Source organism: Nocardia sp. CNS-044 (assembly GCF_059570515.1).
The window spans coordinates 73,563-91,413 of sequence record NZ_JCANSX010000001.1; the positions used below are offsets into that span (position 1 = coordinate 73,563).

The window sequence follows — 17,851 nt, forward strand, 5'->3', positions numbered from 1 at the left end:
TTTGATATGGATACATTCGAAAGGTTCTGGCATGTCCCGCACGCGCACCCTTCCGATCGCCCTCCTCGCGCTCGCCGCGCTGACGGCCTGCGGTTCGCCCGACGAAGCACCGCGGGTGACCACCGCCTACGAATTGCCAGGCGAGCGCGCCTATCCCGAGGGCATCGCACTGGACGCCCGCACCGGCGACACCTACGTCGGCTCCTACAGCACCGGCGCGATCTACCGCGCCACAGCCGACGCCGAGCGGGCGGAGGTGTTCCTGCCCGAGGGCGCCGACGGGCGAAAAACCGCGAACGGATTGAAGGTCGACGGGTCGGGCCGCCTGTGGGTGACCGACTCGACCGCGGGAGTCGCCGTGTACGACACCGGCTCTCGCGCACTGATCGCCCGCTTCGACGTGCCCGGCGCCGAACCGCGCTTCGTCAACGACGTCGTCCTCACGCCGGACGGCACCGCCTACCTCACCGACAGCGTGCGCGCCGTGGTCTACCGGGTGACTCCCGAGCAGGTGCGCGCGGTCGCCGCGCAGGGCGGACGCGGCGAGCTGACACCACGATTCGAGCTCGGCGGCGTCATCGAACCGCGCGAACCAGGGGGTTTCAGCCTCAACGGCCTGGTCGCGGACCCGTCCGGGCGGTACCTGCTGGTGGTCGACATGGTCGGCGGCGACCTCTATCGCGTCGACCTCACCGCCGACGCGCCGATCCGGAAAGTCGAATTGCACGGCGGCGATATGACCAACGGCGACGGCCTCGAGCTGCGCGGCGACACGCTGTGGGCGGTCCACAACACCACCAACACGATCTCGCGCTGGACGCTGACCGAGGACGGTGCGTCCGCGCGGCTCGACGAACGCCTCACCGACGAGACATTGAGCATTCCAACCACTTTGGTGCGCGACGGCGAGCGCACGCTGGTGGTCGCCTCGCAGTTCGACAAGGGCGGGCCGATGGGTCCCGGCACGCCGAGCGCCTTCCGCGTCGTCTCGGTCGCCGGCATCTGAACGAGTTGCCTTGTCCGGGCGCTCGACTGGCTCGGACGGCGCAGGCGCGAAGCCGAAGCGGCGATTTCGCTTATGGTGAGGCGCATGCTGAAGGCACTGCTCTACGGTCTCGGCACCGCGGTACCGCTGCTGATCGGCGCGGCCATCGGGCTGCGCTGGTCGCTGCCGAGGCCGCTGCTCGCGTCGCTGATGGCGTTCGGCGCGGGCACCATGATCGCGGCGGTGTCCTCGGAACTGTTCGAACCAGCCTTTCACCAGGCGGGCGCGGTGATCGCCGGGGCGGCGCTGTTCGCGGGCGCCGGGATCTACGTGGTCGCCAACCATCTGATCGAGACGAAATTGGGCGCGGCGGCCATCGGTTGGGCGCTGATGCTCGGCACCATCCTGGACGGCGTGCCGGAGAACACCGCGCTCGGCGTCTCGCTGACCTCGGGCGGCGGGCTGGTGCTGCTGGTCGCGGTGGCCGTAGGCAACGTGCCAGAAGCCATCGGCGGCGCGGCGCTCATGCGCAGCCAGCACGGATTCGAACAGGCTCGCGCGTTCGGGCTGTGGGCGGCGACCGGCGCGGTTCTCGTGCTGGTCACGGTGCTGGGAAACAGTCTCTCGGACAATCTCTCCGACACCCATATCAGCACCGTGCAGGCTTTCGCGGGCGGTGCGACCATCGCGGTTTTGGCCGATTCGCTCATGCCGGAGGCCTATCGGGAGGGCGGCTGGTGGGTCGGAATGGCCACGGCGGCAGGTTTTCTGGTCGCCTTCGTGCTGGCGGGGTGAATACGCGATGACACCGGCGCGCAGATTCACCAGGGGTTGCGGTAGCGATATTCGGTCCGGTGGAATACGCTTCGCGCGGATGAAAACCGCCTCATGGAGGGACTATTGACCACTCCGAGCATGCCGGAGGACGGTGAAGGCGGAACCGGCGTCCGGCGCGCCATACCGTTGTCGCAGCTGATACACCTGATGGCCGAGTACGAAAAGCTCGGCACACACCGCCAAACATTTCTCCCCGCACCGGTGAGCGACACCTTCGTGCGCGGGTGCGGGATCGTCGCGGGCGGACTCGCGGCCGTCGGTGTGATCTGTGCTGCGGTCGGATCCTTCGCGGGTGGGGTCGCGGTCGGCGTCGTCGCACTGCTGCCCGCCACGCTGGCCTCGGTGCGCGGCCGGCAGAACCAGCAGAACCGCTCGGCGCGGCTCGATCTGTTCGACCACGGCATGACCGTGTACCGATCCGGTGAGCAGATCGCCGGATTCCGCTGGGACACCGCCGAAGTGCGCCAGCAGGTCATCCCGTTCCAGAACACCTCGCGCGTCGAGTATTCGCTGGAGATGAGCGGACCCAACGGCGCGCACGCGGCTTTCGACGACACCGAGTTCGCCGACGCGCGCGAATGGGGCAGGGCGATCCAGTCCGCCGTCACCGGCACCCAACTGCCGCGCGCGGTCCTCAAAATCGACAACGGCGAAACCGTCCACTTCGGCGATATCGGCCTCGATTTGGTCGCCCTCAGCTTCCGCAATCAGGTCTATCCCTGGGACCGCATCCAGCTCATCGACGCCCGCAGCGGACTGGTCCGCATCAAAGTCGACGGCACCTGGATCTCCCTCACCCCCGTCGCCGCCATCCCCAACTTCTACATCTTCAACGAACTAGCCGAACGCCTCCGCCTCCCCGCCACCACCTGAAAGGACGGCCGGCTTCGGGAGGCCGCCACCGAGATCGACTACGAGGAACTGCATCACCTCGTCGACCGACTGACTCCCGCGCAAGCGCGGCATCTACGGTTGCTCGTGTCGGAAGATCCTGCTCTACCCGCGGTTTCCGCCTCGGACGACGAGACCGATGCCGCGAAGACATCCGAAGCGCTGAGGTCGCTGACCGGAATCTGGGCATCCGGGCGAACCGACAGCGCCGAGTCCCACGACGACTACATCCGCGAGCGCCTTCGGCGGCGACGGTCCGAATGGCAGTGACCACAACGGTGCTCGACACCGGTCCACTCGTCGCGATGATGGATCGGAGCGACAACCGACATACGGAATGCGCTGCGTTTTCGCCGGTCTCAGGGGAACCGAACGCGGAAGGCCGGTCCACCCGAGGGTGGACCGGCCTTCGTGACTAGCGGGAACTCGCTGATCCGGGGATCAGAAGTCCATGCCGCCCATGCCACCGGTCGGGTCGCCGGCGGGAGCGGCGGCCTTCTCCGGCTTGTCGGCGACAACGGCCTCGGTGGTCAGGAACAGGGCCGCGATGGAGGCCGCGTTCTGCAGGGCCGAGCGGGTGACCTTGACCGGGTCGGCGACGCCGGCGGCCAGCAGGTCCTCGTACTCGCCGGAGTCGGCGTTCAGGCCGGAACCCGCGGGCAGGTTCGAGACCTTCTCGGCGACCACGCCGGGCTCGAGGCCGGCGTTGAAGGCGATCTGCTTCAGCGGAGCCGACAGCGCGACGCGCACGATGTTCGCGCCGGTGGCCTCGTCACCGGTGAGGTTCAGCGCGTCCAGCGCCGGAGCCGACTGCAGCAGGGCCACGCCACCACCGGCGACGATGCCCTCTTCGACGGCAGCCTTCGCGTTGCGGACGGCGTCCTCGATGCGGTGCTTGCGCTCCTTGAGCTCCACCTCGGTGGCCGCGCCCGCCTTGATCACCGCGACACCGCCGGCCAGCTTGGCCAGACGCTCCTGCAGCTTCTCACGGTCGTAGTCCGAGTCGGAGTTCTCGATCTCGGTGCGGATCTGCGCCACGCGGCCCTGGATGGCCTCCGCGTCGCCCGCGCCCTCGACGATGGTGGTCTCGTCCTTGGTGACGACGACCTTGCGCGCCTGGCCGAGCAGCTCGACACCGGCGGTCTCCAGCGAGAGGCCGACCTCTTCGCTGATGACCTCGCCACCGGTCAGGATCGCGATGTCGGCGAGCTGGGCCTTGCGGCGGTCACCGAAGCCCGGGGCCTTGACGGCGACGGACTTGAAGGTGCCGCGGATCTTGTTGACCACCAGGGTCGACAGGGCCTCGCCCTCGACGTCCTCGGCGATGATCAGCAGCGGCTTGCCGGCCTGGATGACCTTCTCCAGCAGCGGCAGCAGGTCCTTGACGGTCGAGACCTTCGAGCCGACCAGCAGGATGTACGGGTCCTCGAGGACCGCTTCCTGACGCTCCGGGTCGGTCACGAAGTAACCGGAGATGTAGCCCTTGTCGAAGCGCATACCCTCGGTCAGCTCCAGCTGGAGGCCGAAGGTGTTGCTCTCCTCGACGGTGATGACGCCTTCCTTGCCGACCTTGTCCATAGCCTCGGCGATCAGCTCACCGATGGACGCGTCGCCCGCCGAGATACCGGCGGTGGCAGCGATCTGCTCCTTGGTCTCGACCTCCTTGGCGGTGTCGAGCAGCTTGGCGGTAACGGCCTCGACGGCCTTCTCGATGCCGCGCTTCAGACCCAGCGGGTTCGCGCCGGCCGCGACGTTGCGCAGGCCCTCGCGCACCAGCGCCTGAGCCAGGACGGTGGCGGTGGTGGTGCCGTCGCCCGCGACGTCGTCGGTCTTCTTGGCGACTTCCTTGACCAGCTCGGCGCCGATCTTCTCGTACGGGTCCTCCAGCTCGATCTCCTTGGCGATGGAAACACCATCGTTGGTGATCGTGGGGGCGCCCCACTTCTTCTCGAGGACGACGTTGCGACCCTTGGGGCCCAGCGTCACCTTGACCGCGTCGGCGAGGCTGTTCAGACCACGCTCGAGGCCGCGGCGAGCCTCTTCGTCGTACGCAATTGTCTTGGCCATGGCGTTGTTGAGATCCTCCATGTGTATGGCTGACACACAGGACGACCGCTGGTTGGATCGCCCCAGTTACGCTGGCCAGGTTCGGTGCCCGCGACGGACGACCGGGGGTGTCGATGAAACCCGGTCTCACCGTCCCGACCCTGGCACTCACAGGTCGAGAGTGCCAAAGCCATTTCTAGCACTCGAGGGTGTCGAGTGCAAGGTCCGAGCCTTCCCGGTGCGCTCCGCGGTCCGCGTCTCAGTGCCGGTCGTCGATGCGCAGGAACAGCGCGACAAGCGCGTCGGTGCGACGATCCTCCGGTGTTCTGGGTTCCTCGTTGTCCACGGTGACGAGCTCGGCGTCGTGCAGCAGCAGTTCGGCCTCGATGCGCATGACGGCCCGAATGAACGGTGGCGCCACTTCGGGCGGAAGATCACCGTTCACGATGTATTCGCCGTCGGGTCCGGATTCCGTCGACACATAGGACAGAGCGCGCAACAAGTCGGCGCGGCGTTCGCCCGCGACTAGGTCGGAATCCGTATCAGTCGATTCATCCGCCATCGCTATAGCTTAGCGGTCGGCGGTGACACACCCCGGTAGCGCAAGCGACCAGCACATCGCAACCCGGCCTCGTCACCGGCAATCGGCGGCTGGGGGCGGAGTCTGCGGGGATTTCCGTCCGCGCCGACCCCCTAAAGTGACCGGGTGAGTGTTGGACCCGGCCGGGATGCGATCGATGGCGCCCTGGCACAGCTGTACGGCGAGCTACAACCGGTGCACTGGACGGTCGGGCACCCCTGGTCACTGGGCGGGCCGGACCCGCTGGAGGGGGTCAGCGCGTACCCGCGCACCGATCCGGTCCCGCATTGGCACTACGTCGGGTACGGCATGAGCGAGCTCGGCACGAAGGAATGGGACGATCCGGACGTCTCCGGGTGGGGGTTCGAGTTCACCTTCCGGCTGGCGGGCGATCCCGCCGAGGCGCAGGCGCCGATCTGGCCCGCGCACTTCTTGCAGAACCTCGCCAGGTACGTCTTCCAATCGGGCAAGTGGTTCGAGCCCGGCCACACCATCAAGGCCAACGGTCCCCTCGCCGCGGACCGGCCGGATTCGGCGATCCAAGCCGTCGGCTTCGTCGCCGATCCGGAGCTCGGCACCATCGCGACCCCCAACGGCCGGGTCGCCTTCCTTCAGATCGTGGGTCTGACGATGACCGAGTACCAGGCCGCGCTGGGCGGGAAGCTGCTCGCGCTGCTGGACGGTCTCGCACCGCGGTTACCGCTGTTCGTCACCGACATCGACCGGCAATCGCTGATCGCCGCCCCCAAACCGCAGGCGCAGTGGCCGCGGTGGGGCGGCGGGTTGCGCGGGCGGGCGTAGGTCCCGCGGACGGGTGGCCCGCTCCCGTGCGGCGCTGTCGCGCATGGGCGGGTATAGGTCCCGGGCACGGCGGGCCGCCACGCGGACGACGCGGCGGCGGCGCGCATGTGCGGCGGACGCGTACCGAAATGCTCTCAGCGACAGAATCATCCGATCCGCACACGGACCGGGCTTCGGCACGACCGTGCGGAGCGCCACGACGACGAGGGCGGCGAGCACGATTCGGACGCCGGGACGCCCCGGCTTCACGGCTTCTGCGCGGCGATCACCGAAAGCAGTTCCACCAGGTGCGCTTCGGTTTTCGCCTTGTCCATGCCGAGGTCGGTCAGCAGGCCGGCGCCGTTCTCCTGTTCGAGGATGGCGAGCAGGATGTGCTCGGTGCCGATGTAGTTGTGCCCCAGGCGAAGTGCCTCGCGGAAGGTCAGCTCGAGCGCCTTCTTGGCCTCGGAATCGAAGGGCACCAGACCGGTGGGCGCCTCGTCGCCGGATTCGGCGGGCGGCAGCGCGGCGGTCGCGGCGGCGCGCACCTCCTCCAGGTCGAGTTTCGCGGTCAGCATCTCTTTGGCGGCAAGGCCTTCCGGCTCGCTCAGCAGCCCGAGCACCAGATGGGGAAGGCCGATGAGCTTGTTGCCCGCGGTGAGCGCGGCCTGCTGGGAGGCCATCACCGCCGCGCGGGCGCGGGGGGTGAACTTGGCGAATCCCGCGTTCGGATCCATCGCGGCGGCGTCGGCCGGATCACCGGGCCCCTTCGCGACGAACCGCTTCTGCGCGGCTTGCTTGGTGACGCCCATGCTGGCGCCGATGTCGGTCCAGGACGCGCCGGAGCGACGGGCCTGGTCCACGAAGTGGCCGATCAGATGATCGGCCACTTCGCCGAGGTGACCGGCGGCGATGACCGCGTCGGAGAGCTGCTCGAGCACGTTGTCCGGCCGAGCCTTCTTTATGGCGGAGATGAGGTCGTCGAGACGAATCGAAGAAGTCATGCGTCAACCATAGGTTGACGACACTTCCGCGTCAACCATTGGTTGACGATCTTGATCGCGGCCTCTACCGCTACTCACCCCGCCTCGCCGTCTGGTCGGCCAGCACGCGATCCCATACCGCGCCGCCGCAAATCCGGCCCAGCGGCCTCTACCGCAACCCAGCGGCGGCCGCCGCACCGCGCACGATGAGTTCCTTCACCCCTGCCCCGAGGCGACCGCGCAGCACGGTCCGAGCCGGGGTGTCGTCGGCGTGCACGAACTGGACGACCGCGTCCCGCCGCCCCAGGCTGATGCACTGCAAGACGTATCGGAACCGCAGGTCACGCGGGTCCCGCCCGCGCATCCGCGCCGCGACAACGTCGGCCGCGTACTTGCCCGTCGGCAGCGCCGTCGCGCAGGCCATCCGCAACGACCGCCCGCCGGGACCGGCGACCACCGCGCTGTCGCCCGCGGCGTAGATGTCCGGATGCGAGAGCGAGCGCAGCGACTCGTCCGTCAGCACCCGGCCCGCACCGTCCACCTCGAGACCGGCGCGGCTGGCGAGATCGGGCACGCCGAACCCGGTGGTCCAGATCGTGGTGTCGGCGGCGACGAATTCACCGTTCACCAGCCGGACCCCGTCCGCGGTCACCTCGACCACCTTCGCGTCCGTGCGAATCTCGACACCCAAGCGCTCCAACACCTTCCGGATGTGCGCGACCGCCGTCGCCGAGAGCCAAGCGCCGGGCTCGTCGGGACTGAGCAGCAGCACGCGCGAATCCGGCTGGGACTCGGCGAGTTCCGCGGCCAGCTCGATGCCGGTGGCGCCCGCGCCGACGACGGCGACGGTTCCCTTCGCGGTCCATGCCGAATCCTCCGGCGTGGCAACGGTCTTGGCGAACTCCGCCGCGCCGGGGACGCCGACGGGATCGGCGAGACTGCCCAACGCGTAGATCAGGATGTCGTAGTCGACGGCGGCACCGCGATCCAGCTCGATCCGCTTGCCGACCGTGTCGATGCCCGTAGCCCGCGCCCGGACGAATCGAATGCCCTTGCGCTCCAGGAGTTCCGCCAAGTCCCAGCGACGTACCCGCTGCCCGGCGACCTGCTGATGCAACCGCACCCGCTCCACGAACTCGGCGCGCGCGTCGACAACGGTGACCCGCGCGTCACCGGCGGCCGCGGCCAGCCGCTTGGCCGCGGCAAGACCCGCGTACCCGGCTCCCAGAACGACGATGTGCTGATTCCCGGTCATGATGGTGGCTCCTCTCGTAGGCCGACACCACTCAGACCGGATAGGCCCCCGTTTCCTGACAGTCCGCGGCATGAGCCGCGTCACACCGGAGAACGGCTACGCCCGAACGGCGGCGAGGTAGGCCAGCTTGTCCGGATTGACGACGAGGTACAACTCGCCGACGAGTTCGCCGTCGAGCTCGAAACCGACCATCAGCATGGGATTTCCGGCGACCCGCACGACCACCGCCAGTGCGCCGTTGACCTCTTCGATCCCGATCTCCATGCCGGGGACCGCCCAGCGGAACAGACCGGCGAGGTAGCGCGCGACCCGGTCGGCGCCGTGCACCGGCCGCCGCGCGGCGTTGATCCGGCCGCCGCCGTCCGCCGTGGCGGTGACGTCGGCGGCGAGCATCCGCCCTAGCTCATCGATCTCGCCGGAACGCGCCGCGTCCAGGAAACGCTGGATCAGCGCTCGCGCGTGGGCGGGTTCGATCGCGAATCGGGTCCGGCCGTCGCGGACGCGCTGACCGGCCCTGCGGTAGGTCTGCTGGGAAGCCGACTCGGTGAGGTCGAGCATGTCGGCGATCTCGCGGTGCGCGTACCCGAACGCCTCGCGCAGCACGAAGACCGCGCGCTCCACGGGATTCAGCCGTTCCAGCGCGGTGAGCAGCGCCAGCGAGACCAACTCGCGTTCCTCGACGGTCTCCAGCGGACCCAGTTCGCCGTCCGCGGTGGGCACGGGCTCGGGCAGCCACGGGCCGACGTAGGTCTCGCGCCGCGCCCGCGCCGAAACCAGCCAGGTGCGGCAGAGATTCACGACGGCGGTGGTGAGCCAGGCCTCCGCGGAGCGGATGGTGGCCCGGTCGGTGCCGTCCCAGCGCAGGAAGGTCTCCTGCACCGCGTCCTCGGCCTCGGTCGCCGAGCCGAGCATGCGGTAGGCGAGCGCGAACAACCGCGGGCGATGCGCCTGGAATTCGCGCAGTCCGTCGGGTTCCACGCCTCACCTTCCTCCGCGCTCGCCGCTCGCGTCGCCGTCAGTCTTCGGTCAGCGCGCGGTGCCTGTGTCAGCGCAGAACGTCGTCGGCCTGTTCCCGGCGTCCGCCGGGCCTGCGCAGCCGAAGCCGCGCGGTCGAACCGCGGAAACCGGAGGGGATCGCCGGACGACGCCGTTGCGCCCGGCGCTGCGCCCGGCGTTCGGCGGGCTTGTGCTGCCAGGTCTCCGGCCGCGCGGCCACCCAGCGCTGCGAGTGCCAGGCGAACGGAATGTGGCCCAGGTACAGCGCGACGAGGATCAGCAGCAGCACGATCGGGTAGGTCACCAGCAGCGCCGCCGCCACCGCGACGAGCACGAGCAGCCCGGCCGCCGCCTGCGGCGCCACCGACACCGACTTCATCGCCAGCGTCGGAATCGTGCTGACGCACAACGCCGCCGCGAACACCGTCCAGGCCGCGACCTCGTAGAAGCCGACCCACCAGCCGTCACCGAACTGCACGTACAGCCCGATCGGCACGAGCGCGATCAGCGCGCCCGCCGGAGCGGGCACGCCGACGAAATACTCACGCGACCAATCGGGCCTGGTGTCGTCGTCCATCAGCGTGTTGAACCTGGCGAGGCGCAGCACGATACTCACCGCGAACAGCAGCGCGACGATCCAGCCCGCGCTGTTCTGGTCGAGCAGCGCGATGTACAGCACGAGCGCGGGCGCGACGCCGAAAGAGATCGCGTCGGACAGCGAATCGAGCTCCGCGCCCATCTTGGTGGTGGCGTCGAGCATCCTGGCCAAGCGGCCGTCGAGGGTGTCGAGCACCGCTGCGGCGCCGACCATGGCCAGCGCGATATCGAGCTCGCCGTCCAGCGCGAACTTCACCGCGGACAGACCCGAGGCCAGCGCCAGGATGGTCACGATGCTCGGAAGCAGCCGGACGCTGCGGCGCCTGCGCCGTTGGGTGGGCACAGCCGCTTCCATCATGACAACACGGCCAGAACGGTCTCGCCGCCGATGGTGCGCTGCCCCGGCTGCACCAGCAGCTCGGTGCCCGCGGGGAAGTAGGTGTCGACCCGGGAGCCGAAGCGAATCAAACCGTAGGTGTCACCGATGGTGAGCACGTCGCCGACCTGCGCGTCGCACACGATGCGCCGGGCAAGCAGACCGGCGATCTGGACCACGACGAGTTGCTTGCCCGCCGGGGTCTCGAGCAGCATGCTGTTGCGCTCGTTGACCGAGCTGGCTTCGGGCAGATCGGCCGAGCGGAACTGACCCGCCTGGTGGTGCACTGCGCGGACGGTGCCGGAGACCGGCGTGCGCTGCACGTGCACGTCCAGCACGGAGAGGAAGATGCTCACCCGGGGCAGCGGCTGATCGCCGAGCCCGAGCTCCGCGGGCGGCGCCGCCGTGTCGACCAAGGCGATCTCGCCGTCGGCGGGGGCGACCACAGCGCCCGCCCGGTTCGGCGGGACACGCTTGGGGTGCCGGAAGAAGGTGGCGCAGGCCGCCGCGGCGACCAGACCCGTCCGGCGCACCCATTTGCGCTTGCCGCCCACCACCGCGACCGCGAGCGGCGCGGCGACGAAGGGCAGACCCGCGGGATGCAGCGGGGGAATGGCGGCCCTGACCAAGTCGACGACGTGGCCGACTCCGGTGGTTTCGGGCGTGCCGGGCGGGGTGGGACGGCGTGCCACAGGCTCCTCTTTCGTGCTGGATGCATTCGGTTGCGCCCTTCAACGATAGGTCGGGCGCAAGCGATCACACCTTACGGGAGGAGCCTGTGACTCGTCCGGTCAGCGCAAGGCCCGGCGGCCGGTGACCAGGCCGACGAGGAACAGCAGAATCACCGCGCCCCCGAGGCAGGTGAAGAAGCTGAACCACAGCCCGCCACCCTCGACGTCGACGCCGAGCAACTTGAGCAGGAAACCGCCGAGCAAACCGCCGATGATGCCGACGACGATGTTCAGCAGGATGCCCTGTTGAGCGTCTGTTTTCATGATCTTGCTTGCGATCCAGCCGGCAAGACCACCGATGATGATCCAGCCGATAATCCCGAGACCGAGCATGGTGACCTCGCATCACTAGTTGGGATGCACGCCGAGCAGTAGAAGGACGTGCTTTCGACGATATACCCGGCGAGTGTGAGAATACGCACTCGCGCGCCAACCCTCGGGTAATATGAGGGAGCCTCATGTCTAAGTTCGTAGCCATGGCACATCGATGAGGAGTTCGAGGCTCCGCCGGATCCCCGGCTGCAGCGCCGCAGGTATTAGGAGACGCATCATGTCTGCTCGAATCGCCCAGACCACCGGGGCTGAGCACACCGCGATCCTCGGGCTCGGCGTCTATCGCCCGGCCCGTGTGGTCACCAACGACGAAGTTGCGGGACCGATCAACTCCAGTGACGAGTGGATCCAGACCCGGTCGGGCATCAAGACCCGACGTTTCGCCTCCGAGGACGAAACGATCCAGAGCATGAGCGTGGCCGCCGCGCAGAACGCGCTGGCAGCGTCGGGCGTGGATTACGACGAGGTCGATTGCGTCATCGTCGCCACGTCGACACATCTGCTGCTGACACCCGCGGCCGCCCCGCGCATCGCCACCGAGCTGGGCATGAACGGCGTGGCCGCGTTCGACGTCTCCGCGGGCTGCGCGGGGTTCTGTCACGCGCTGGCGCTGGCGTCGGACCTCGTGCGGTGCGGCACGTCGAAGAACGTGCTGGTGATCGGCGTGGAGAAACTGACCAACACGATCAACATGAGCGACCGTTCCACGGCGTTCCTGTTCGCCGACGGCGCGGGCGCCGTGGTGGTCGGCCCCTCCGAGGAGCCGGGCATCGGCCCGACCGTGTGGGGCTCGGACGGCACCCAGCACCACGCGATCCGCCAGGACAAGGACTGGATGGAGTACTTCGCCGAGATCGACGAGAAGGGCCTCGACGCGGTCCGGCCCTACCTGACCATGGAGGGCACCGCCGTCTTCCGGTGGGCCGCCCACTCGCTGGAGAAGGTGTGCCGCGACGCGATCGACCGCGCCGGACTCACCACCGACGACATGCAGGCGATGATCCCGCACCAGGCCAACGGACGGATCATCGAGATCATGGCGCGCGTGCTCAAGCTGCCGGAGAATTGCGCGCTCGCGCACGACATCGAGGAGACCGGCAACACCTCGGCCGCGTCCATCCCGCTCGCGATGGAGGCGCTGCTGCGCAACGGCGAGTCGAAGCCGGGTGACACCGCGCTGCTCATCGCCTTCGGCGCGGGGCTTTCCTACGCGGCGCAGGTCGTCACGCTGCCGAACTGGAAGTAAGGCGTACCTCCGCCCTCGCTCCGGCCATGCGCGGACCGAGGGCGGGCTACCGTCCTGCAGCGTGTTTGTGCGCACCTCCGCGGCGGACTACGTCCGGCTGCGCCTGATGACTAGCGTCAACGCCCTCGTCCCGCTCGGGGCGAGGGCGTTCGTGTGCCGCCCGCCGATCGAGCGAAGATCAGGCGCCCGCCTCGGCCGTGGCCTTGATCTTGGCGAGCGTCGCGTTCATGCCCCGAACCAGGTTGGCCTCGAACGCCTGCTCGCCGCCGAGCATGGTGTCGATGGCCTTGCGCACCGCCCAGGCGACGCCGTTGGACACGTCGCGCCGCTCCACCAGCCGGGTGCCGGTCGCGGTCGGCTCCAGGGTGTAGCTCCAGACCGTGTAGTTCTCGTTCATCCGGAAGGCGAAGGCCTGATTCGGCTCGAACCGCACGATGCGGGACGTCGTCGGCCAGCGCTTCCAGCCGTCCTTGTTCCAGTTCACCGTCCAGGTGCCCGCCTTGGGTGTGCCGAGCGGAATCATCCGGACCGTCATCGGGCTGAACTCGGGCATGCGCTTCAGGTCCGAGACGATCTGCCAGACCCGCTCCGGCGGTGCGGCGATGTCGACGGACGCTTCGAGGTGGTTGGGCAACGCTGCCTCCGGTGTTGCGCGGTCCGGACAAACCGGACACATGTGTACGACGAGTAACAGACATCCTAAACGGGCGCCGTTGGAAGACAACTGTGTCACATTTTGGCTTTTTGGTTACCTCCCGTCGTAATGGGCCGCGCACAATGGCGGATAGACGAAGCACAAGCACAGCCACCAACTTTCCCGTCCAGCGTGAGGTGATCGGCCGTGAATCTTCGCTCGCTTCTTCATCGTCGGCAGCCGGACCAAGTCCCACTGCTTCCCTCGCTAGAATCCGACGACGGGCCCGCGGCGCCCGGTTCCATACCGCGCCGAGCCGCGAAGGCGCTCGCCCAAGAGGAACGGCTGGAGCGGCTGCTCACGCCGAGCGAACTCGAGATGGTGCTCCAACACCGGGTGTGACCCACACCTCGGGGGTGATCAGGGGGACGGGAAACTTCGGCGACACACCCGACGCCGAGGCGAGATACTTCTGGGGTGACTTCACCCGCTGCTACGAAACCGGCAATCCTGAGCGTCGACGACGATCCGGGCGTCTCCCGGGCGGTCGTCCGCGATCTGCGCCGTCGCTACGGCGCCGACTACCGGATTCTGCGCGCGGAATCCGGCCCGCAGGCGCTCGAAGCCCTGCGTGAGATGAAATTGCGCGGCCAGTCGGTCGCCGTGCTGATCGCCGACTACCGGATGCCCGGCATGGACGGCATCGAATTCCTGGAGCAGGCCATGGACCTGCACCCGTACGCGCGCCGCGTCCTGCTGACCGCCTACGCCGACACCAACGCCGCGATCGACGCGATCAACGTCGTCGACCTGGACCACTACCTGCTCAAGCCGTGGGATCCGCCGGAGGAGAAGCTCTACCCGGTCCTGGACGGCCTGCTCGACGCCTGGCGCAGCAGCGAACACCGGCCGGTGACCGAGACCAAGGTGGTCGGCAACCGCTGGTCGCCGCGCTGTTCGCAGTTGCGCGAGTTCCTCGCCCGCAACCAACTGCCCTATCGCTGGTACCTGGCCGACGAGCCGGAGGGCGCCCGGCTGCTGGAGGCCGCGGGCGCCGACCCGAACCGATGTCCGGTGGTGATCACCGCCGCCGGTGACGCGCTGGTCCAGCCGACCGACAGCGCGCTGGCCGAGAGCGTCGGGCTCAACGTCACCCCCACCGGCGATTTCTACGATCTGATCGTGGTCGGCGGCGGTCCCGCCGGGCTCGGCGCCGCGGTCTACGGCGCGTCCGAGGGCCTGCGCACGGTGCTCGTCGAACGCACCGCCACCGGCGGACAGGCCGGGCAGAGTTCGCGCATCGAGAACTACCTCGGGTTCCCCGACGGGGTGTCCGGCGCGCAGCTGGCCGACCGGGCGCGGCGGCAGGCCGCCAAGTTCGGCGCCGAGGTGATCACCACGCGCGAGGTGGTGGGGCTCGAGGTCAACGGTTCCGCCCGCACTGTGCGTTTCGCCGACGGCGGCACCCTGTGCGGCCACACCGTGATCATCGCGACTGGCGTCGACTATCGGCGCCACCCCGCGCCCGGCGTCGACGAATTCACCGGTCGCGGCGTGTATTACGGCTCGGCGATGACCGAGGCGTCCGAATGCGCCGACCACGAGGTCTACATCGTCGGCGGGGCCAACTCGGCCGGACAGGCGGCGGTCTTCTTGTCCCGCAACGCCCGCACGGTGCACTTGGTGGTGCGCGGGGACTCGCTGGAGAAGTCGATGTCGCACTACCTGATCCAGCAGATCGCACAGATCCCGAATATCAAGGTGCACACCAACACCGAGGTGACCGCCGCGGACGGCAACGATCACCTGGAGTGGATCGTGTTGCGCGACAACGTCACAGGCACGGAGGAGAAGGCCGAGGCCGAGCGTCTCTTCCTCTTCATCGGCGCGGCGCCGCAGACCGACTGGCTCGATGGCGTTGTCAAGCGCGACGATTCCGGATACGTGCTGGCCGGTCCCGATCTGATGGTCGACGGCGCGCGTCCGTCGGGCTGGGAATTGCCCCGCCCGCCACACCATTTGGAAACCAGCGTGCCGGGCGTGTTCGTCGCGGGCGACGTGCACGCCGAGTCGGCCAAGCGGGTCGCCTCGGCGGTCGGCGAGGGCGCGATGGCGGTCATGCTCGTGCACCGGTACCTGGCGTGATCTCAGGAGGACAGTTGTGACCATCGAAAACGCGGCGCGCCGTTCGCATCTCGTCTGCGATCCCGCCGAGCTGCGCACCCTGTTCCTGTTCGAGAAGCTCGATGACGACCAGCTGGCCTGGCTGTGCGCGGACGGGCGCATCGAGTACATCGAGCCGGGACTCGTCTACCGCGAGGGAGACCCGGCCACCTGCTTCTACGTCCTGATGGACGGCGAAGTGCGGCTGACCAAGCTGTCCAGCGGCACCGAGATCGAGCTGAACCGCACCGATCACAAGGGCGTCTACGCGGGCGCGTGGAGCGCGTACCTGGGCGACAAGGCCGATCCGAACTACACCGGGTCGATGTACGTCACCCGCAAGTCCCGGTTCTACGTGCTGGACGCGGGCACCTTCGCGCGGATGATGCACGAGTGGTTCCCGATGGCGGTGCACCTGTTGGAGGGCGCGTTCTTCGGCAACCGCAACACCGCCCAGCGCGTCGCCGAACGGGAACGCCTGCTCGCGCTCGGTTCGCTCTCGGCGGGTCTGACCCACGAGCTGAACAACCCGGCCGCCGCTGCCGTGCGCGCCACCTCGGGCCTGCGCGAGCGGGTCGCGGGTATGCGGCACAAGCTGGCCATGATGGCCGACGGGCGGTTCCAGCCGGAGGTGCTCGTCACCCTGGTGCGGTTGCAGGAGGAGGCCGCTGCCCAGGTGGCCAAGGCGCCCGAGCTGACTCCGATGGAAGCCGCCGACCGGGAGGACATGCTCGGTGAATGGCTCGAGGAGCACGAGATCGGCGACGGCTGGGCGCTGGCGCCGAACTTCGTGCAGGCCGGATTCGACGTGGACTGGCTGGAACGGATCTGGGGCACCTTGGAGGGCTGCCCGAACAAAGTGTTCGAAGGTGCGATCCGCTGGCTCAACTACACCATCGAGACCGAGCTGCTGATGAACGAGATCGCCGATTCGACCACCAGGATCTCCACGCTCGTCGGCGCCGCCAAGCAGTACTCGCAGATGGACCGGGCCCCGTTCCAGGTTGTCGACCTGCACGAGCTGCTCGACAGCACCCTGGTCATGTTGAACAGGAAGCTCGGGGACGGCGTGAAAGTGGTCAAGGAGTACGACCGCAGCCTGCCGCCGCTGCCCTGCTACGCCGCCGAACTGAACCAGGTGTGGACGAACCTGATCGACAACGCGGTCTACGCCATGCGCGGCGAGGGCACCCTCACCATCCGAACTGGCAAGGAGAACGACTGCGCGGTCGTCGAGATCGGCGACACCGGCCCCGGCATGCCCGAGGATGTCCGACGCCGCGTCTTCGAACCGTTCTTCACCACCAAACCGGTCGGCGAAGGCACCGGCCTCGGCCTCGACATCTCCTTCCGCATCGTCGTCAACAAGCACAACGGCGACATCCGAGTCGAATCCGAACCCGGCAACACCCGCTTCACGGTCCGCCTCCCGCTGCACCGGCCGGAGCACAATGAAGACGCGCTGGAAGCCCCATGACCGAACGCACCGCCACAGGAGGGAATCCATGACGGAAGCCATCGAAGGCATCAATCCGGTTGTCCCGCCCAGCGGGCCGGGCTGCCTCGAGTGCGAAGAGAATCAGGGTTGGTGGGTTCATCTGCGCCGCTGTGCCGAGTGCGGTCACATCGGGTGCTGCGACACCTCACCGGCCCAGCACGCGAGCAAGCACGCCAAGGACACCGGTCACCCCTTCATCCAGAGCTTCGAGCCAGGTGAGGACTGGTTCTGGGATTTCCGCAGCGAGGAGATGTACGGCGGCGGACCCGAGCTGGCTCCCCCGCACAGCCATCCCGCGGACCAGGGGGTACCCGGCCCGCGCGGGCGGGTTCCCGAGGACTGGCAGGCGCACATTCACTGAGCCCGCGTGCGCCTGGGCTTGCCGACAACCCGATCCTTCCCGGTACGCTGCTGCCGACGCCGGAGGCTCCGGCGCTCTGTGGCACCCGGGAAAGCACCAAATGAAGCGAATTTCCGTCATCGTCCTGGCCGCGGGAGCGGTGGCTCTGGCGGCGACCGGCTGCGGCGGGTCGGACGAGTCCTCCGATGCGAGCGGCCTACGCAAGGGCAGCACGGGCACCAGTGCCAGCGCGACGCAGGCTCCGACCACGACCGTTTCGGCGCCAACGACCCCCGACAGCGCTCCGGCGACCACGGAGTCCGCCGACACCTCCGGCCTCGGCCCGGCCTCGCGCACCACGTGCGGTGAGTTCAAGGAACTCGACGGCGAAGCCGAGAAGCGGGTGATCGAGCAGATCCTCGCCGAGAACCCGGAAAGCTCGTTCGCGGGCAGCCCGAACGTCGCGCTCGGCACCGCCAAGCTGGTCTGCTTGTCGCCGAGCAACGCGGACAAGCCGGTGGCCGTCGCCGCTCGCATCATCTAGCCGCCGCTAGCCGCCGCGACAGGGTCCCGTCGGCCG

At 68.5% G+C, this 17,851-nt stretch carries 18 protein-coding genes; 9 read left to right on the forward strand and 9 right to left on the reverse strand.

The window, feature by feature from the left end; all coding sequences use genetic code 11:
* The first annotated feature begins 31 nt into the window (after positions 1 to 31).
* The 3 genes from T333_RS00365 (at position 32) to T333_RS00375 (ending at position 2,695) form a co-directional block, all read left to right on the forward strand.
* On the forward strand, positions 32 to 1,006 hold the full coding sequence (locus tag T333_RS00365; RefSeq protein ID WP_496423366.1) for an SMP-30/gluconolactonase/LRE family protein: 975 nt from the start codon (positions 32 to 34) through the stop codon (positions 1,004 to 1,006).
* Positions 1,007 to 1,090: 84 nt separating this feature from the next.
* A complete protein-coding gene (locus T333_RS00370; protein WP_496423367.1) occupies positions 1,091 to 1,780 on the forward strand; it encodes a ZIP family metal transporter in 690 nt (229 codons plus the stop codon).
* A gap of 105 nt (positions 1,781 to 1,885) precedes the next feature.
* A complete protein-coding gene (locus T333_RS00375) occupies positions 1,886 to 2,695 on the forward strand; it encodes a DUF6585 family protein (protein WP_354998724.1) in 810 nt (269 codons plus the stop codon).
* Between the two features lie 459 nt (positions 2,696 to 3,154).
* On the opposite strand, the gene groL is transcribed toward T333_RS00375, so the two are convergent.
* Both groL and T333_RS00385 read right to left on the reverse strand, forming a co-directional pair.
* Complete coding sequence (groL, locus tag T333_RS00380; protein WP_354998722.1) at positions 3,155 to 4,780, reverse strand: chaperonin GroEL; 1,626 nt, start codon at positions 4,778 to 4,780, stop codon at positions 3,155 to 3,157.
* Between the two features lie 238 nt (positions 4,781 to 5,018).
* A complete protein-coding gene (locus tag T333_RS00385; RefSeq protein ID WP_141808449.1) occupies positions 5,019 to 5,321 on the reverse strand; it encodes a hypothetical protein in 303 nt (100 codons plus the stop codon).
* Positions 5,322 to 5,465: 144 nt separating this feature from the next.
* Here T333_RS00385 and T333_RS00390 point away from each other — a divergent pair, with 144 nt between their 5' ends.
* Positions 5,466 to 6,140: a suppressor of fused domain protein gene (locus tag T333_RS00390; protein ID WP_496423368.1), complete on the forward strand. Its 675-nt coding sequence runs from the start codon at positions 5,466 to 5,468 to the stop codon at positions 6,138 to 6,140.
* A 245-nt stretch (positions 6,141 to 6,385) separates the two neighbouring features.
* Here T333_RS00390 and T333_RS00395 read toward each other — a convergent pair whose 3' ends face one another.
* The 6 genes from T333_RS00395 to T333_RS00420 form a co-directional block, all read right to left on the reverse strand.
* Positions 6,386 to 7,123 carry a Clp protease N-terminal domain-containing protein gene (locus T333_RS00395; RefSeq protein ID WP_357254428.1) on the reverse strand — a complete coding sequence of 246 codons (738 nt, stop codon included), beginning with the start codon at positions 7,121 to 7,123 and terminating at the stop codon, positions 6,386 to 6,388.
* Between the two features lie 148 nt (positions 7,124 to 7,271).
* Positions 7,272 to 8,357 (reverse strand): NAD(P)/FAD-dependent oxidoreductase, encoded by a 1,086-nt coding sequence (locus tag T333_RS00400; RefSeq protein ID WP_496423369.1) that lies wholly within the window; start codon positions 8,355 to 8,357, stop codon positions 7,272 to 7,274.
* 96 nt (positions 8,358 to 8,453) lie between these two features.
* Positions 8,454 to 9,335 carry an RNA polymerase sigma-70 factor gene (locus T333_RS00405; RefSeq protein ID WP_354998718.1) on the reverse strand — a complete coding sequence of 294 codons (882 nt, stop codon included), beginning with the start codon at positions 9,333 to 9,335 and terminating at the stop codon, positions 8,454 to 8,456.
* 67 nt (positions 9,336 to 9,402) lie between these two features.
* The gene (locus T333_RS00410; RefSeq protein ID WP_354999029.1) at positions 9,403 to 10,305 is read right to left on the reverse strand and encodes a CDP-alcohol phosphatidyltransferase family protein; all 903 of its coding nucleotides are present in this window, start codon (positions 10,303 to 10,305) and stop codon (positions 9,403 to 9,405) included.
* Positions 10,305 to 11,018 carry a phosphatidylserine decarboxylase gene (locus T333_RS00415; RefSeq protein ID WP_067791146.1) on the reverse strand — a complete coding sequence of 238 codons (714 nt, stop codon included), beginning with the start codon at positions 11,016 to 11,018 and terminating at the stop codon, positions 10,305 to 10,307. Before T333_RS00415 ends, T333_RS00410 begins: the two co-directional genes overlap by 1 nt.
* Positions 11,019 to 11,117: 99 nt before the next feature.
* Positions 11,118 to 11,390, reverse strand: coding sequence for a GlsB/YeaQ/YmgE family stress response membrane protein (locus T333_RS00420; protein WP_067791145.1), 273 nt, complete (start codon positions 11,388 to 11,390; stop codon positions 11,118 to 11,120).
* A gap of 217 nt (positions 11,391 to 11,607) precedes the next feature.
* On the opposite strand from T333_RS00420, the gene T333_RS00425 reads away from it, so the two are divergent.
* A complete protein-coding gene (locus T333_RS00425; RefSeq protein ID WP_354998717.1) occupies positions 11,608 to 12,636 on the forward strand; it encodes a beta-ketoacyl-ACP synthase III in 1,029 nt (342 codons plus the stop codon).
* 178 nt (positions 12,637 to 12,814) lie between these two features.
* On the opposite strand, the gene T333_RS00430 is transcribed toward T333_RS00425, so the two are convergent.
* On the reverse strand, positions 12,815 to 13,270 hold the full coding sequence (locus T333_RS00430) for an SRPBCC family protein (RefSeq protein ID WP_354998716.1): 456 nt from the start codon (positions 13,268 to 13,270) through the stop codon (positions 12,815 to 12,817).
* A 477-nt stretch (positions 13,271 to 13,747) separates the two neighbouring features.
* Between T333_RS00430 and T333_RS00435 the strand changes: the two genes are divergently transcribed.
* From T333_RS00435 to T333_RS00450, 4 genes are all read left to right on the forward strand, one after another.
* Positions 13,748 to 15,415 (forward strand): NAD(P)/FAD-dependent oxidoreductase, encoded by a 1,668-nt coding sequence (locus tag T333_RS00435; protein ID WP_496423370.1) that lies wholly within the window; start codon positions 13,748 to 13,750, stop codon positions 15,413 to 15,415.
* 16 nt (positions 15,416 to 15,431) lie between these two features.
* A complete protein-coding gene (locus tag T333_RS00440; RefSeq protein WP_496423371.1) occupies positions 15,432 to 16,910 on the forward strand; it encodes an ATP-binding protein in 1,479 nt (492 codons plus the stop codon).
* A 28-nt stretch (positions 16,911 to 16,938) separates the two neighbouring features.
* Positions 16,939 to 17,292 carry a UBP-type zinc finger domain-containing protein gene (locus T333_RS00445; RefSeq protein ID WP_354998712.1) on the forward strand — a complete coding sequence of 118 codons (354 nt, stop codon included), beginning with the start codon at positions 16,939 to 16,941 and terminating at the stop codon, positions 17,290 to 17,292.
* A gap of 100 nt (positions 17,293 to 17,392) precedes the next feature.
* The gene (locus T333_RS00450; RefSeq protein WP_354998711.1) at positions 17,393 to 17,815 is read left to right on the forward strand and encodes a hypothetical protein; all 423 of its coding nucleotides are present in this window, start codon (positions 17,393 to 17,395) and stop codon (positions 17,813 to 17,815) included.
* The last annotated feature ends 36 nt before the right edge of the window (positions 17,816 to 17,851 follow it).

Coding starts and splice junctions, on each gene's coding strand:
- T333_RS00365 (WP_496423366.1), top strand. CDS start 32: ATGTCCCGCACGCGCACCCTTCCGATCGCCCTCCTCGCGCTCGCCGCG.
- T333_RS00370 (WP_496423367.1), top strand. CDS start 1,091: ATGCTGAAGGCACTGCTCTACGGTCTCGGCACCGCGGTACCGCTGCTG.
- groL (WP_354998722.1), bottom strand. CDS start 4,780: ATGGCCAAGACAATTGCGTACGACGAAGAGGCTCGCCGCGGCCTCGAG.
- T333_RS00385 (WP_141808449.1), bottom strand. CDS start 5,321: ATGGCGGATGAATCGACTGATACGGATTCCGACCTAGTCGCGGGCGAA.
- T333_RS00395 (WP_357254428.1), bottom strand. CDS start 7,123: ATGACTTCTTCGATTCGTCTCGACGACCTCATCTCCGCCATAAAGAAG.
- T333_RS00400 (WP_496423369.1), bottom strand. CDS start 8,357: ATGACCGGGAATCAGCACATCGTCGTTCTGGGAGCCGGGTACGCGGGT.
- T333_RS00410 (WP_354999029.1), bottom strand. CDS start 10,305: ATGGAAGCGGCTGTGCCCACCCAACGGCGCAGGCGCCGCAGCGTCCGG.
- T333_RS00420 (WP_067791145.1), bottom strand. CDS start 11,390: ATGCTCGGTCTCGGGATTATCGGCTGGATCATCATCGGTGGTCTTGCC.
- T333_RS00425 (WP_354998717.1), top strand. CDS start 11,608: ATGTCTGCTCGAATCGCCCAGACCACCGGGGCTGAGCACACCGCGATC.
- T333_RS00445 (WP_354998712.1), top strand. CDS start 16,939: ATGACGGAAGCCATCGAAGGCATCAATCCGGTTGTCCCGCCCAGCGGG.
- T333_RS00450 (WP_354998711.1), top strand. CDS start 17,393: ATGAAGCGAATTTCCGTCATCGTCCTGGCCGCGGGAGCGGTGGCTCTG.